Raw genomic sequence first — 14,797 nt, 5'->3', positions numbered from 1 at the left:
AACCGCGCTCGCCGGTGCTGCCGGCCAGAGCCCTTCCCCGGATGCACCAAGGGGTACTGTTCCGGTTCCGGTGCCGCCCGTTGCCCCGGCCTGGGCCGGGTGCGCTCACCGGCTACCCCCTGACCTTGTCCATGGCCTGGTTGAACAGCGCCTCAAGCGCCGGACCTGCGAGAGCCAGGAGTGCAGCGACGAGAACGGCAGACATCAGGGTAATCATCACCCAGCCCGGGACGTCACCGCGCTCGTGATCGTCGTTGCGGCGGGCAGGCGACTGCCCGGCCCCGGGCCCCGGGGCGGAGTGCCGCCGGAGCAACAGGCTGTACGTGGAAATCAACAACGCGAAGCGGATCCCGATATTCTTCATTTTCTCCCCTTTTTTCAGTGTGTGGTTACGTCTGGTGGCCTTCTGCGGTGCTGCTTGTGTCTTCCCGGTTCGGACTTCCTGGTTCTGGTTTCTCCTGATATGGACGCCGGCTTCTTCGCGGAGTCTTTGCGGAGGATCTGGACGGGGCCCCCGTTCACAGTCCCAGGCTGATGGCGGCCAGACCCGGGAAAACGGCGAAGACGACAGTGAGCGGCAGCACTCCAAAAACGAGCGGCACCATCATTCCGATCTCCTTCTTCCCGGCGGACTCCATCAGCTCGCGCTTCGCCGTATCCCTCACGTCCTGGGCCTGTGCCCTCAGCACATCGGCGAGCGGTGTCCCGCGCTCGACCGCCACGATCATTCCCTCGACGAAGCGGATCAGCGGGCCGAGCTCGGTCCGGGAGGAGAACTCCTGCAATGCCTCGACCAAGGGCTTCCCTGCCCGGGTTTCGGCAAGCACGCGGGTGAACTCCTTTGACAGTTCGCCGCTTGCACTGCGGCAGACCCTGTCCAGCGCGCCCGTGGCACTCTCCCCGGCACTGACCGCAAGTGCCATCAGTTCCGCGATACTGGGGAACTCCGCCATCATGCGGGATTCGCGCTTCCTGATGTGGGCACCCAGCAGATAATCCCTCAGCAGGAAGCCGCCGATGGCACAGCCCAGCACAGTCACCACTGCGGCGAACGGGCTGAACCGTCCTGCGGCGCCGGCGATCACCACGATGCCGAGATCCAGTACAAAGCCTCCGGCGGCCCACAGGAGTTGCTCTGCACGGAAATCCACGGCCGACCTTGCGCTGCCTGCTCGGGCAAGACGCCGGTTCAGAGCCGTGATGCCGAGGTTGGCCCTGCCAAGCGACGCGATTCCGTCATGGATCACGGGGCGAAGAATACGTTCCAGCGGCCCAAAGGCCGTGACGTTTCTGGGCGCGGGGCGCAGTAGCCTGGATTCCAGGTTGTGGGACTTGAGTTGAGGATGGATGCGGTCGACGAAAGTGACCGGGCGCAGGAACGGAAGCCTTGCCAGCATCAGCCAGAGGCCGCCGCCGAGGATGACTCCGCACACCGTGGCACCTGCCATGAGCCCTGTCACCGGAGTACCCTCTCGTCTTCAGGAAGGGCGCCGATGCGCAGCATGATGGCGTACGAGAACAGCGATACGGCGAGTCCGGCGAGCAGTACGGCGGCTCCGATTGGCGTGTTGTAGGCCGACACTGCTTCCGGGCGGCTCGCCAGCAGTACCAGGACAATCCACGGTGCCGCAACGGCGAGCCGTGCCGCGTTGACCGTCCACGATTGCCGGGCTTCCAGCTCGCTTCTGGTCCGGGCGCTCTCCCTCAGGAATTCGGCGAGTGTGCCCAACAGCCGGCCAAGGTCGGAACCGCCTACCTCCCGGGTCAGCCGGAGGGCTTCGACGATCCGGTCCGCGACAGGGTCGGCCAGGCGGTCTTTAAGCCGCGTCAGGGAAGGATCGAATTGCCCGCCGGAGCGGTAGTCGGAACCAAATTCGAGGAACACGTGTCGGAGCTCCATCGGCCCCTTGTCCGCCAGTTGGATGAGCGCCTCCGGCAAGGACAGGCCGGCCCTGATGGCCGACCGGAGGTGGTCGACGACGTCGGGCCAGAGCTGCCGCAGGACTGCTGAACGCTTTCGGGCACGCCATCGGACGATGGCCAGGGGCAACCAACTGCCGAAGAGCCCAAAACAGCCTGAGATCGGCCATGACCGGGTTCCGGCAAAGAAGGCGATGGCAGTGAAGGCCCCCACGCCGAGACAGGTGGCCAGCAGCCCCAGTGCACTGACCTTTTCTATTCCTGCCGTGCGAAGCAGGTCCTCCAGCCTGCTGGTCCGGGGCGCGGCCTTGGCCGGTGGCTGCTGCTCCCACGCGGACCACCAGATCAGCAGGAGACCGCTACCGGCCAGAACCCCCAGAAGCGGCGCCATCAATGAGGCTCCAGCAGGGTCGCGACGTCATACCCGGACCGCGCAAACTTCTCCGCGGCCGGCATCGAATTGGCCTTGGGCTGCAGCTGGCCATCCGTCATCGCGAAGACCATGGACGATTCGATAATGCCGTTTTCCACCCTCCGGCCCAGTGACAGGATCTCCGTGACCTGTCGGCGCCCGTTGGCATGACGGCTGCAATGAACGACAAGGTCGATGCAGGAAGCCACGGTGGGGACAACGAAGGCACTGGAGATATTTTCGCCAGCGAGCAAAGGAAGCGTACAGATTTTCGTCACCGCGTCGTGGGCCGAGTTCGCATGGACGGTACACATCCCGGGCAGCCCGGAATTCAAGGCAATCAACATGTCCAGGCGTTCAGCTTCCCTGACCTCTCCCACCACCAGTCGGTCGGGCCGCATGCGCAGCGCCTCTTTGACCAGCCGGCGCAGGGGAATCTCGCCTTCACCCTCGAGGTTCGGTTGCCGGCACTGCAGGCCCACCACGTCCCGGAGGGGGAACTGCAACTCGAATATCTCTTCCACGGTGATGACGCGCTCGCGGGTACCGATGCTCGCGGCAAGGCAATTCAGCATGGTGGTCTTCCCCGCCTGCGTCGCCCCGGACACCAGGATGTTAAGCCCGCTCGCCACGGCGGCACCGAGGAATCGGGCCGCCTGAGGCGTGAGCGTGCCCAGTTCCACCAGATGCTCAAGCCTGCTGGCCTTGACGACAAACTTGCGGATGTTGACGGCCCAGTGACGCCGGGTCACGTCCGGAATCACCACATGGAGCCGGGATCCGTCCGGGAGGGCGGCATCGACGAACGGGGAGGACATGTCCAGCCGGCGACCGGAGCTCTTGAGCATGCGCTCCACCAGGTCCCGGACCTGCTGGTCCGTGAGCGAGACGGAGGTCAGCTCCGATTCGCCATTTCTGGCCACATAGATTTCATGCGGGGCGTTCAGCCAGATTTCCTCGATCGCGGGATCATCCAGCAGCGGCTGCAACGCACCAAAACCGGCCACGGCGTCGTAGACAAACCTGCGCGCCGATTCCAGCGGACCGATAGGAGGCAACGGCGCCAGGAGGGCCCGCTCGTCATAGTCGCTGACCGCTGCATCGACGAGTCGGCGGACTTCGCCGGCCTGCCGCAGCGGGTCCAGACCCCGCCGACGGATCAGCTCACGGACTTCATCCTCAATAATGCGCACAGCCTCCACATGGCCCCCACTACGACTGGTGCCTCGGTTCGAGGCGGTGCAATTGGCTTAAAGCTAGGAGCCGGCGGTCAGCCCGGCAAGGGCTCTGCGGGCCACATGTGGATAACCGCCAAGATTGCGGGAAGACAACGAAGGAGATCCCATATGGCCCGGATCCGAAAGCGAGTCATCGTCCCGGAGCGGAAAATGAAGCGGATCCTGCTCCGCCACCTGAACACGCGGCACTAATAGGCCGAATCCCGAGATAAGAAACTGAGTGGTCCGCCCGAAAAGACAGGTAGTCGGCACTCATACCCTGACTGAGGACCCGCTGTAGGGTCGAAGCGTCTGCCAACCACAACGCTCGGCGGACGTCTACCCGCCACCCATGGCCACATGTGACGCACGGGTGGCGGATACAGAGTACCCGCTCCAGTAACGAACGGGACGTGCCGGGTGACCGACATGCCCCGACCAGTCTCAGTTCTGAATCGAGTCAGGTCCCATGAAACTATTCCGGCGTCGCGGCCCGAAGGGCCAGCTTATACAACAAACCCCTCCGGCGTCCGCAGGCCGGTGGACCGGGGCCACACCCCCTGGACAGAGCCACGCTGTGAAAACCCGTAAGACGAACTGGGCCGCCGCGGCAGCCATGGGCACGGCAGCACTTCTGCTGGCTACGTTCTTCAACGCTGCGGTCCTGGTCCAGCCTGCCCACGCCGCAGCCCCGGTGATCGTGTCGCTGACCTTTGATGATTCCCACGTGGACCAGGTGGCCGCTGCAGCCTATATGAATTCCAAGGGCCTGCACGGAACGTTCTACGTTCCATCCGGCTTTCTCAATTCCGACCCCGTCTACATGAACACGGCCCAGGCCCTCGCTCTTCAAGCAGCAGGCAATGAGATTGGCGGGCACACCGTCACCCACCCGGATTTGACCTTGGCCGACACCGCTGAGCAGCAGCGGCAAATCTGTGACGACCGCAACAGCCTGACCGCGTTGGGGTTCCGTATCACCAGCTTCGCCTATCCGTTTGCTGCATCAAGTCCGGCAATCGAGAGCGTTGTGTCGGCGTGCGGCTACAACAGCGCGCGGGGCCTGGGTGACATCTTAAGCCAGAACCCTGATTCCGTCGGCCTCCCGCCGGCCGAGACCATCCCGCCGGCAGACCCGTTCCTGACCAAGGCCCCGGACCAGGTCGAGAGCACCTGGACGCTGCAGAACCTGGAGGACCTGACCCTCAAGGCCGAGCCGGGCGGCGGCTGGATGCAGTATTCCTTCCACCACATTGGCGTCGCGGGTGAGTCGCTCAGCATCCCCACGGCAGATTTCAATGCCCTCATCGACTTCCTGGCGGCCGAGCAGGCCGCGGGGCGGGTCACCGTGAAAACGGTGGACCAGGTGATCGGTGGAGCGGTGAAGCCGCTGGCTGCCAACGGGCCGACGCCACCGGCACCCATCACTTCAGGGAACCTGCTCCGCAACCCCGGATTTGAGACGGCGGGTTCCGTGGTCGGCGGCCCCCCGGACTGCTGGGTTCCGGGCTCCTACGGCACCAATACCTACACCACCAGCACCGTGGCGACTGGCCATACGGGTACTGCCGCGACCCAGCTGGTCATGTCCGCCTACACGAGCGGCGATGCCAAAATGCTGCCCCCGCTTGACACCGGGCAGTGCTCACCGACCGTCACTCCGGGTCATCGCTACACGATGTCGGCCTGGTATACCTCAACGGCACAAACCCAGTTCGAACTCTATTACCGGATGGGCCAGGGAGCCTGGCACTATTGGACGTCCAGTCCGTTTGTCCTTCCCGCCACGACCTACACCCAGACCAGCTGGACATCCCCGCCGGTTCCTGCCGGTGCCACCGCCATGTCCATGGCATTGACCCTCAGCAGCACGGGAACGCTCGTCACGGACGACTACAGCCTCACCGATGGCCTGACGACTCCGGGAGCGTTCCAGCCCATCACACCGGCCAGGCTCCTTGACACGCGCACAAGCAGCGGGCCCGTGGCACCCAACGGGACGGTTTCCTTCCAGGTGGGCGGCGTGAACGGCATCCCGGCAACCGTCTCCGCGGTGACTTTCAACCTCACCGTCGCCAACCCGACGTCCAACGGTTTTGTCACGGCATATGCTTCCGGAACCACCCGGCCGAATGCTTCCAACGTGAACTATGCCAAGGGGCAAATTGTCCCCAACAGTGTCACAGTCCCGGTGGGAACGGACGGAAAAGTTACCCTCTTCAACGCCTCCGTGGTGGGAACTGCGCAGCTGATAGCCGACGTCTCTGGCTACTATTTGTCCGGAACGGTGGCCGCTCCTGGTGCATTCCAACCGATCGCGCCGACGAGGTTCCTTGACACCCGCAGCCCCACGGCGCCGCCAGTGGCTGCCAAAGGGACCGTGTCGTTCCAAGTTGGCGGAGTCAGCGGAATCCCGTCAAGCGTCTCAGCAGTTACTTTCAACCTCACTGTGGCCGACGCAAAGTCCGACGGATTCGTCACCGCCTACGCCTCCGGCTCGGCTGCTGTGCCCAATGCGTCCAATGTGAACTATGCCGCCGGGCAGATTGTCCCGAACAGCGTCACCGTCCCGGTGGGAACGGATGGGAAGGTGGCCCTGTTCAACGCCTCCGTCGGCACCGCGAACCTGATCGCGGACGTCTCCGGCTACTATCTCGCCGGCACACCCACACTTCCCGGCACCTTCCAACCGGTCGCGCCTACCAGGTTCCTGGACACACGGACTCCAACACCGGCAACACCGGCAACGGCCGACGGAACCGTATCGTTCCTCATCGGCGGTGCCAACGGTGTCCCCACGTCCGCATCAGCCGCGACGTTCAACCTGACCGTGGCCAACCCGACATCCTTCGGGTTCATCACGGCCTATGCCTCCGGTGGCACACTGCCCAACGCATCCAACGTGAACTTTGCAAAAGGGCAGATTGTTCCCAATTGCGTCACCGTCCCGATCGGGGCCGACGGAAAGGTCAACCTCTACAACAGGTCAAACGGGACAACCCAACTCATCGCGGATGTCTCGGGGTACTTCCTCTGACGCCATAGCCTGGGTGGGGCCGGCGAACCGGTTGGAACTGGCCCACACACGCAACACTGCGCGAACGGCCTGAGGCCTGCTGCGAACGGCTCCACCACAAGCCTCGTTCGCGGCAGGCCCCAAGCTATCCGGCCCCTCGCCGGCTGAGCCTGACCCACCGATCCGCTGTTGGCCCTGATTGATTTCGGGTCGGCAGCGGATTCTGGTTCGGGCATGACGCGTCGTCAGCCTCGCCGCTATTCGGTGGCCATGCCGGCCAACCGGTCCGCGATTCCGATGTGCGATGTCATCTCTGGCTTAATGGCATGCCAGGCCGTGCGGCAGGAGATGCCCAGCGGGTTGGCCAGCGGGTGCTCATCGGTGAACGTCGTCCTCGCGCAGCCCGCGTCCGGACAACGCCGACATGCTTGGACCGCAGTAGCCGCACCGGTCGGCCGAAAGTCGGGATGTCATGGAGGCGGATCTTGCGGCGTCCATGTCCGACCCCGAGGACACCTCAGCCAGGGCAGCCGCTGACTGTGTCGCCGATCTCGACGCCCAGCACCAGTCCGGCCGCGGTTGCCGTGACGGAGCCGACGTGGATTCCTTCGAGGCCGAGCATCGCATCCGCGCGCGTGCACCAGCGGCCCTCGGAACAAGACATAAGGATGTTCACGGTCTCTTTTGGGTATTGGTTTGCCTGGTGGCCACCAATTCAAAGAGGCCCGGACCTCTTCCCCGCCGCACCACGCCGGGCCGACTACGTCCAACGCCGTGGCGGCAGTCCAAGACCGCCCTAACCACGCTTATCTGCGAAGAGAGTCCCTAACCCAAGGTTTTCATGGCGGGTCCGGCGGGATGGCGTGTTAATCAGGGAAAGGGTGCTCTGAACTGGGAAAATAGTGGTTGTCGAGACCGTTATTTGCCGAGCGAGGGAGCACCCTTTCGATGCAGAAGTCTACCGCTGTTTTTCCGTCCCCGCCGGTCAGTTTCACCGGCCAGTCGCTGATCTCCCACGCCGGGGTTTCGGTGCTCACCGGCTTCATGGACGCGCTGGGTTTCGGCAGGCTGTGTGAGGACAGGCTGGGCCAGTTTGTTCCCTCTGGCGCGAAACACCGGCCTGGCCGGCTGGTTGGTTCTTTGGCCGCCATGCTCGCCGCCGGAGGCGAACACGCCTCCGATCTGGACATCCTGCGTTCCTCACCCGGTGTCTTTGGTCAGCTGCCCTCGAACGCGACCGTCTCCCGGTTCTTCGAACGCACCGTGGCGAACCCGGAGCTGTTCGGCTACGGATTCGAGACCCTTACCCGGGAACTGCGCACGCGGGCCTGGGACGCGGCCGGGGACCGGAACCCGGCACTGGCCGCGACGGCTGCGGACCCGCTCATCATCGACCTCGACGCGACCCTGGTGACCTCGCATTCGGATAAGGAGAACGTCGCCGGAACCTACAAGGGCGGCTACGGGTTCGCCCCGTTCATCGCCAGCGTCGACTACGGCGGCGGCAACGGTTCCGGGGAAATCCTCGCCGCAATGCTGAGGCCGGGCAACGCCGGGGCGAACAGCGCCGAGGACCACATCCGGGTCTTCCACACCGCCGCAGCCCAACTGCCCGAGAGCTTCTTCACCGAGGCCGGGGCCCTGGCCGGGGAAAAGGTCCTGGTCCGCACCGACGGTGCCGGCGCCTCGCGGAAATTCCTCTGGCACCTGCACAGCCTGGGCGTGCAGTTCTCCACCAGCTTCGCGCTGCCCTTGGGCAAAGCGCACATGATCGACTGGATCAACGACAAAGAGCACTGGCAGCTGGCCCTGGACCAGCACGGGAACGACCGGAACGATGCGTGGGTCATCAACGCCACCGACGTCATCCCGCTCACCGATTACCCGCCGGGCACCAACCTGTTCCTCCGCGCCGAGCCGCTGCACCCCGGCGCGCAGCCGACCCTGCTCGACGTCGACGGGCACCGGATCACCGCGTTCCTGACCAACTCCCCACGCTGGCACGGACCCTTCCTCGACGCCAGACACCGCGCCCGCGGCCGGTGCGAGAACCGGATCAAAACCCTGAAAAACACCGGCCTGGGCAAGCTGCCGTTCTTCGATTTCGCCGCGAACCAGGCCTGGGCAAACATCGCCACCCTGGCCCTCAACCTGGTCTCCTGGCTCCAGCTCGCCGCCCTCCCGGACGGCCACCACGCCAAAGCCTGGGACATCAAACGCTGGCGCTACCGGCTCTTCGCGACCGCCGGGAAAATCATCACCCGCGCCCGCCGCCACCAGCTCCTGCTCCCGGAAACAGCGCCCGAGAAAGACCTCCTGAAACTGCTTCTGGAGAACACCGCCCGCCTCAGCAAAGGGCTCGTTCCTTCCACCGGCTGATCGTGGACCTCATCCTGTCCCAACGAACAGCACGATCACCGGAAGTGGAACCGGCGCCAACCCCGAAGCGAACCGACGGGCCACACCAGACTGCCCGAAAACAGAAAACAACCGCCCACCAGCCACGGCCACAAACCAGCGGCCATCAACGAGCATCATGAAAAATCGAGGCTAACCTTTGTCAAGCGATTTTTTGCCACGGACCGCCGCATGGGTGATTGTCCCGTCACCGGCGTTTGCGGCGCGGCCGCGTCCGTCCGGATTAGTAAGTAACGAGCTGGCAGCCGAGCGAAGAGTTACCTGAGCTGAATTGCGCAATCCCAATGCCGTAGGTGCAAACGGTGTATTTCCCTCGCTGGGTGATGGGGACTTGGGTAGAGTACCCGTGGTTTCCGGAAATACCAACGGCGCTGTTCACATCAGCCCGCGGAAGATTTGCCGTGAATGCATAGCCTTGGCGAGTCCCATCAGGATAAGTGATGTAGACATGCACCGGGTTTGATGATCCGGAAACCGCCGGGTCATAAGTCCATCCCGTCGTTTTGATACTGGTTTGACCCGCTGCCGAGAGAACGCTGGCGGAGTCAAGATATCCCGATGTTGGGGGTGTGTTCGTCACCTGGATGGTACGGCAGCCGAGCGGTGTATTGCCGGGAGCAAGCGGGGCAACCGACAGAGCGTATGCGCAGGCGGTGTATGTCCCCGTACTTTTTATCCCCAATGACGCACTGAAGCCGTGGTCACCGGCAATTCCAAGGATGCTGTTCAGGTCAGGGCGAGGCTGGTTGGCAGTGAATGCTGTGCCGACATTGGTGCCGTCCGGTGACTGGACATAGACATGGACGGGGATATTGGCCCCTGTGTTGGTGGGGTCAAATGCCCAGCCAGTCGCAACCAGGTTGGCTGCCCCTGGCGCTTGGACGATTCGAAGGGAATCATAGTAGCCCTTGGGTTCCGGGTTGGCTCCAACCGCTATGTCCTTGCAGCCCATTGAGGTGTTGTAATACTGGCCGATGGCGTAGACGCAGGCGTGATATGTTCCGGCTTTGTTCAGACCAATCAGCGTGTCGAAGCCATGATTCGATCCGTAGCCCGTTGCGGTGCCCACATCCGGCCTGGCCGCGGCGGCCGACATCCGATATCCGGTGGTCTGGCCGTCCGGGTCTGTGACGTAGGCATCTGCGAAGGTGGCCGATTGAGCATTTGCACGATCCACGGCCCAGCCTGTCAATCGAAGTGAAACACTGGTTGGGGTGCGGACTTGTCCCAAACCATCGAATGACCCGACGGGCGGTTCGACACCACTCGCCTGCAATGTCTTGCAGCCAAGATCAACATTTCCATTGGTACCGACGGCGGCAGCGCAGACTTTGTAGGTGCCGGATGATGTGATCTGGATGTTGCTTCCAAAACCATGGGCAGGGCCATAGCCGTAAACACTGTCCACGTCCGGCCGATAACCGTTCGCCAGGAATGAATATCCAGTTGTCTGGTTGCCTGGGTCCGTGACTGTGATGGCGACGGCAGTCGATACCCATGGTTTTGAGAGATCGACCGACCAGCCCGTAACGTTCAGATATGCCGAAGTAGTGTCCCGCACCAGCGAGAGCGAATCGAATGACCCCTTTGCCGGATCGCTCGCAAACTTCTGCAGCGAACTGTAGTCGCCGTTCCACACGTTCGAGTCGCCGGCGAAGGGACCGGTGCTGCTGTACTGCCAGACGCTGTAGGCACCCCAACTGGCTGGAATGCTTCCGGCATCATTCGAAGGAGCGCCGGGGTATGCCGCAATCCAGAGCGGATAGTCCCCAAAGCCAGCAGGATCCCCGGTGCACTGTTTCCACCAACTCGTGTTTGTGTAGATCATGGGCAGCCTGCCGGTGAGGGCACGAACGGTGTTTCCGAAATCGTGGACCCACGCAGTGAGCTGGGCAGCAGACATGTCGTAGCATGTGTTGCCCATGTAGACGCCATTAATGGTTTTGCCCGCGTATGGATTGAACTCAATATCGAGGACGGGAGGCAGCGTCGAGCCGTCGGCGCTCCATCCTCCACCGTTTTGCACGAAGAAGCTTGCCTGCTCCGACCCTGCGGACCAATTCGGAATCGCGAAATGATAAGCCCCGCGGATCATGCCGACAGACCGGGATCCCTGATATTGGGCTCCAAAGGAAGGGTTCGTATAATAGTCCCCCTCACTGGCTTTAACATAGGCGAATCGCGCCCCCATGTCCCACTGTTGCTGCCAGTTGACGTTGGGCTGGTAGTAGCTGACATCAAGACCCTGGACACCAAAGCTGGGCGTCCACGTGCCCTGCGTTGTCACGTTGGTTCTGGTTAGGCCATTGACCAGCGGCGAGAGTTGTCCCATTTGCGCTCCCCCAGGACCAACGGCCTGCCGCATCGCGGCTCGTTTCTCGTCACTGCCGTTTACGGAAGAAGCGCTCGCGGGAACGGCCGCCGAGGGAGAGGACGCTGCGGTTTGGCTTTGTTCCATGGGTGCCGGGCTCGGCGAAGACGTTGCCTGCCCAGAGACTGGAGCCGACGCCGTTGGGGAGGGCACCGGTGTGGCTGCGGGAGCGGCAGCGGCCGACGCAGTTACGGAAGGCGCCGGCGTCGGAGCGGCGGCGGCCGCAGTTGCTGAAAGCAGCAAGACAACTGCCCCGCAGAGGGCCGTCAACGCCAGACCCTGGCCCCGGCTCCCTCTGGTCACTTTAGAGAAAGCGGCTTTGGATTGAGTGGTGTTCATTTCTTCGCTCCACACTAGATCACCCGTTTCAGAGAGGCGCCACATGGTGATTCCGGCCTCTTAACCAGTTGCGGCAGTTGAACTTTGGCATGCTATGTCGCTGCCTCAGACTAACATCCGTGTGCAAGGTGTTGTTTGTGTGGCCAACGAGGTTCAAGTGACGGGATCCAACCAAAGAAGTTTGCCCCAGTAGATCGTTGCGGAGCCACCGTCCGAGTGCCGTTGTGCGGCAACGGCCGCGAGGACTGCAATGTTCCCGGACATGGGATCCGGCCAAGGAGACCACCCGCCCAACCAGTGGCCACGGTACTCAGCCCCGGGCTAGCGTCGAAGCCGATCACATTGGAGTTCAACAGACCAAAATGCCGGCGTAATCGGAACGACTATGGATCCAAGCTGCGCGTCGCCACTACACGCTGTCCGTTGCGCCTGAACTGACTCCTGCCAAACCGGTCCATCCTGTCTGATGACGGAGACCGGAAAGAAATAGACAACTTGAAGCACCAGGAAGCCTCCGAGTACAGCCCGCCACCAGCCTGGCGACTTCCTTTCGAGCACTGCGGCCAGCAGTGGAATAAGCCCCAGCAGGAGCATTGAAGTGATCGTGGCGTACCGGGTCAGATAGAAAACCGTCCAAGCAGATTTATCAAAGGTCACGTAGTCGGCAACCTTCGAGAAATTGACCGTCTGTGCAGCCGCGTAGGCAACAAACGATCCCAGCATAAATACGCAGGCAAGCAGCCTCTGCTGGTTTGTCCCCCAAATCAGAATGCCAGCAAACGCGCCAAAGAACGGGATTGCCGCAAGAACGATGGAGGCAGCCCCATAAAACACAATATTGTTGGTTATCTGGTGAGCATTCCCAAACATCAGGGCCGAACTTCCATGCAGGAACCACCCCTCCACTACAGACCATACGTTCAGCGGATAGTTGCCCTCTGGAGCAGGGCGAGGATAAGTAAGTGTTGTGGCTACCTGGCAGGCCACCCCGACAAGGACTCCAAATCTGGCTGGCCAGAACGATGTGTCTTTGTACCGGTACAAGAACAGCGGCAGGAACATGGCACTGGAAATCTCTGTCAAGGACGCCAACGCTGCAGCCACGAAGAGAGTGATGCCTTCGAATTTCGACGAGGCCGGCTTCAAGAGCAGCCACGGGACGAGCCAGAGCAGGTACCAGTGGATGTTGGCAAAGTTTCCCAGGGCCTCGATGGGCGCCGGGGCAACAAAAATCGTAATGGATGCCCATGCCAGGCGGATGTAGATATTTTTTGTCAGCGCTTTTGAACAATGGAATACCAAGAATGCAATGAGGGATACTGTCAGGCAACTTAGAAAATTCATGACGATGCCATAGCGGTCCACCGCAAACAGTTTTACCGTCAGGCTTGCGGCCAGACGCGGGACCACATGAAGGTATCCGGCATAGGGGGCAAACAGTCCAGTCACGTTGTTAGATTCGAGGGCCTTTTGAAGGAAGACACTCCCATCCTCGCCCCAGATAGCGCCTTGGGCCGCGACGGGCAATCTGGAAAATGCGACAAACGCTCCTGCGACAACTGCGCCTGCGGCCGCGGGCACCTTCCATCTTCGGGCATGAGAAACCCGAAAAACCTCGCTAGACATTAGATCTCCCCCAGAACTTCAAATAAGGTACTCCGATTTTCACTTAGAATACGAATTCTGCCCATTCACTGATTTCAGCCCAAAATACGGCCTGAGGCCCGGGATGCAAGAAGCACCGCTCAATCACTTGGTCCAGCCCAACACCGCCACCATTATCGGGCCGTACGGACCTTGAAAGAATTAAGCTGCCCAGCGGAACCCACAGGCAGTCGGTTACTGAAAGCCACGTCGGCCCTGGACCACTTGATTGTTCCCCCACCCAAGCCTGACAGAAGGGCGGCCCTTCGACATCTTCTTCAATGCTCGATGCCGGCTGCAACCTGTACCGACGATAGTCTAGTCAAAGTGGTTCGATTGGATCGATCACATCCCATTACTTGCTCGAAGGGAATGCTCTGTGAACCGTCGGTGGTCGGGACGATACAAGGCTGCGGTGGCACTGTGCTCCGTTGCGCTGCTGGGCGCATGCGCCGGTCCGTCGCACCCGGACGCGGTCCGGGGCGCCCTGATCATTGTTGGAAGCGGCACCCAGGAGGGAGCCATTAATGCCTGGCGCAATGCATGGGTTGCCGCCAACAAGAGTGTTTCAGTGAGCTTCTCCCCGGACGGACAGGACGTAGGTCTGCAGGCACTGCTAGCCGGAAACACATACGTGGCGACCAGCGATGCCCCTCTCAGCGCAGCGGACGCCGCTGCATCAACAACGGTGTGTGGACCGGATGGCGCCTTCACGCTGCCAACCTCAATCACTCCGGTGGCCGCAGCCTTCAACCTGGGCGGCATCCATGGACTGAAGCTCGATGCGCCGACGCTGTCCGCCATCTTCACCGGGACGATCAAGTCCTGGAACGACCCGCAAATCGTTGCACTGAATCCCACAGCAAATCTGCCGGCGAAGGCCATAGTTCCCGTAACTTCCAAGGCACCGTCCGCACTGGCCCTGACGGGCAGCCGCTATCTGTCGGACAACTCAGCGGCGGTCTGGCCGTCCAAGCCCTCCGCCAACTGGCCCGCCACTGTGACGGGGACAAAGGTTGCCAAAGACAGCGACATTGCCAAGGAAGTCGATGACAACTTCGGCACCATCGCCTTCCTGAACGTCGGCGACATCGGCAATCGCTTTAACACGGTTGCCCTCGAGTTCAACGGCAAGTTCTTCACCCCCACCACGGACCCCATCAACATGGCCATCGCGGGCAGCGCAGTGGCATCCTCGTCGCACGGTGTGAGCGTAGACATCGCGCCAAACGGGGGCACAGGCTACCAACTGGCGTCCGTCAGCTATCAGGTTTTCTGTTCAAGTTACAAAGTTGACGCCATTGCCACGATGGTGAAGTCCTGGGCCGAGTTCATTGTGAGCGAGCCCGGGCAGACCACGGCGAAAATCTACGCTGGCACGTATCCCCCCAGCGGTACCGCGCTCGAGGCTGCCCAATCGCTGGCCGCCACCATTGCCTCCCCGCACTAGTGGACAGGAA

At 62.1% G+C, this 14,797-nt stretch carries 10 protein-coding genes; 3 read left to right on the top strand and 7 right to left on the bottom strand.

All coding sequences use genetic code 11. The annotated features are described in order from the left end of the window. Positions 1–112: 112 nt before the first annotated feature. The 4 genes from E5206_RS08530 to E5206_RS08515 form a co-directional block, all read right to left on the bottom strand. A complete protein-coding gene (locus E5206_RS08530) occupies positions 113–364 on the bottom strand; it encodes a hypothetical protein (protein ID WP_136322110.1) in 252 nt (83 codons plus the stop codon). Positions 365–518: 154 nt separating this feature from the next. Continuing rightward, a complete protein-coding gene (locus tag E5206_RS08525; protein ID WP_136322109.1) occupies positions 519–1,460 on the bottom strand; it encodes a type II secretion system F family protein in 942 nt (313 codons plus the stop codon). Then, complete coding sequence (locus E5206_RS08520) at positions 1,457–2,311, bottom strand: type II secretion system F family protein (RefSeq protein WP_136322108.1); 855 nt, start codon at positions 2,309–2,311, stop codon at positions 1,457–1,459. Before E5206_RS08520 ends, E5206_RS08525 begins: the two co-directional genes overlap by 4 nt. After that, positions 2,311–3,534: an ATPase, T2SS/T4P/T4SS family gene (locus E5206_RS08515; RefSeq protein ID WP_136322107.1), complete on the bottom strand. Its 1,224-nt coding sequence runs from the start codon at positions 3,532–3,534 to the stop codon at positions 2,311–2,313. Before E5206_RS08515 ends, E5206_RS08520 begins: the two co-directional genes overlap by 1 nt. Positions 3,535–4,126: 592 nt before the next feature. Between E5206_RS08515 and E5206_RS08510 the strand changes: the two genes are divergently transcribed. After that, a complete protein-coding gene (locus E5206_RS08510) occupies positions 4,127–6,586 on the top strand; it encodes a polysaccharide deacetylase family protein (RefSeq protein WP_168709290.1) in 2,460 nt (819 codons plus the stop codon). A gap of 496 nt (positions 6,587–7,082) precedes the next feature. Here the strand turns inward: E5206_RS08510 and E5206_RS19220 are convergent, their stop codons facing one another. Then, a complete protein-coding gene (locus tag E5206_RS19220; protein ID WP_168709289.1) occupies positions 7,083–7,229 on the bottom strand; it encodes a hypothetical protein in 147 nt (48 codons plus the stop codon). A 284-nt stretch (positions 7,230–7,513) separates the two neighbouring features. Between E5206_RS19220 and E5206_RS08505 the strand changes: the two genes are divergently transcribed. Beyond that, complete coding sequence (locus E5206_RS08505; protein WP_136322105.1) at positions 7,514–8,944, top strand: IS1380 family transposase; 1,431 nt, start codon at positions 7,514–7,516, stop codon at positions 8,942–8,944. Positions 8,945–9,206: 262 nt separating this feature from the next. Here E5206_RS08505 and E5206_RS08500 read toward each other — a convergent pair whose 3' ends face one another. After that, entirely contained in the window at positions 9,207–11,315 is a 2,109-nt protein-coding gene (locus E5206_RS08500) for a lysozyme (protein ID WP_240690055.1), read from the bottom strand. Positions 11,316–12,014: 699 nt separating this feature from the next. Next, the gene (locus tag E5206_RS08495; RefSeq protein WP_136322103.1) at positions 12,015–13,319 is read right to left on the bottom strand and encodes a hypothetical protein; all 1,305 of its coding nucleotides are present in this window, start codon (positions 13,317–13,319) and stop codon (positions 12,015–12,017) included. A gap of 433 nt (positions 13,320–13,752) precedes the next feature. Here E5206_RS08495 and E5206_RS08490 point away from each other — a divergent pair, with 433 nt between their 5' ends. Beyond that, the gene (locus tag E5206_RS08490; RefSeq protein ID WP_168709288.1) at positions 13,753–14,787 is read left to right on the top strand and encodes a substrate-binding domain-containing protein; all 1,035 of its coding nucleotides are present in this window, start codon (positions 13,753–13,755) and stop codon (positions 14,785–14,787) included. Positions 14,788–14,797: the final 10 nt, after the last annotated feature.

Origin of the sequence: Arthrobacter sp. PAMC25564, from assembly GCF_004798705.1 — a bacterium.
In the GTDB taxonomy this organism is placed as follows: Bacteria; Actinomycetota; Actinomycetes; order Actinomycetales; family Micrococcaceae; genus Arthrobacter.
The sequence above is the reverse complement of the archived record's forward strand: the minus strand, read 5'-3'. Positions and strand labels throughout refer to the sequence as shown.